The organism is Pseudomonas sp. NPDC087614 (assembly GCF_044743485.1).
Taxonomy (GTDB): domain Bacteria; phylum Pseudomonadota; class Gammaproteobacteria; order Pseudomonadales; family Pseudomonadaceae; genus Aquipseudomonas; species Aquipseudomonas baetica_A.
The window spans coordinates 1-1360 of sequence record NZ_JBIUWN010000191.1 but is presented as its reverse complement, the minus strand read 5'-3'; the positions used below and the strand labels follow the sequence as shown (position 1 = coordinate 1360).

The window sequence follows — 1360 nt, the reverse complement described above, 5'->3', positions numbered from 1 at the left end:
AATCCCGGAAGTCATGAAGAAAGCCTTCTACCTGGCACAATCCGGTCGTCCGGGCCCGGTCGTGGTCGATATCCCGAAAGACATGACCAACCCGGCCGAGAAGTTCGAATACGTCTTCCCCAAGAAAGCCAAGCTGCGCTCCTACAGTCCGGCCGTTCGCGGTCACTCCGGGCAAATCCGCAAGGCAGCAGAAATGCTCCTGGCGGCCAAGCGTCCAGTGCTGTACTCCGGCGGCGGCGTGATTCTGGGCAACGGTTCCGCACCGCTGACTGAACTGGCAAAAATGCTCAACCTGCCAGTGACCAACACACTGATGGGCCTGGGCGGGTTCCCTGGCACCGATCGTCAGTTCATCGGCATGCTCGGCATGCACGGCAGCTACACCGCTAACCTGGCGATGCACCATGCTGACGTGATCCTGGCTGTCGGCGCGCGGTTCGACGATCGCGTGATCAACGGCGCGGCGAAGTTCTGCCCGAATGCCAAGATCATTCACATCGATATCGACCCGGCTTCGATTTCCAAGACCATCAAGGCCGACGTGCCGATTGTGGGGCCGGTAGAGAGCGTCCTGACCGAAATGGTCGCGATTCTCAAGGACATCGGCGAGACCCCGAACAAGGAGTCCGTGGCCAGTTGGTGGAAGCAGGTTGATGAATGGCGCGGTGATCGCGGCCTGTTCCCTTACGACAAGGGCGACGGCAGCAAGATCAAGCCACAGACCGTGATCCAAACCCTGTGCGAAGTGACCAAGGGCGATGCCTTTATCACCTCCGACGTGGGTCAGCACCAGATGTTCGCTGCGCAGTACTACACGTTCAACAAGCCGAACCGCTGGATCAACTCCGGTGGCCTGGGCACCATGGGCTTCGGTTTTCCGGCGGCCATGGGTATCAAGTTGAGCTTCCCGGATGAGGACGTTGCCTGCGTGACGGGCGAAGGCAGCATCCAGATGAACATCCAGGAACTGTCGACCTGTCTGCAATATGGCTTGCCGGTGAAGATCGTCATTCTGAACAACGGTGTTCTGGGGATGGTTCGTCAGTGGCAGGACATGAGCTACGGCAGCCGTCACTCGCACTCCTACATGGAATCGCTGCCTGACTTCGTCAAATTGGCTGAAGCTTATGGTCACGTTGGCGTGCGCATTACCGATTCGAAAGATTTGAAGTCGAAGATGGAAGAAGCGTTCGCCATGAAAGATCGCCTGGTGATCATCGATATTTCGGTCGACACCAGTGAGCACGTCTACCCGATGCAGATCAAAGACGGCTCCATGCGCGATATGTGGCTGAGCAAGACGGAGCGTACCTAATCATGCGGCACATTATTTCCTTGCTTCTGGAAAACGAACCCGGTG

At 57.6% G+C, this 1360-nt stretch carries 1 protein-coding gene; it reads left to right on the top strand.

From position 1 onward, the window contains the following. The coding region (gene ilvB, locus ACIOWA_RS28030; RefSeq protein ID WP_401162937.1) for a biosynthetic-type acetolactate synthase large subunit at positions 1-1315 on the top strand (1315 nt) is incomplete at its 5' end. Positions 1316-1360 lie beyond the last annotated feature (45 nt).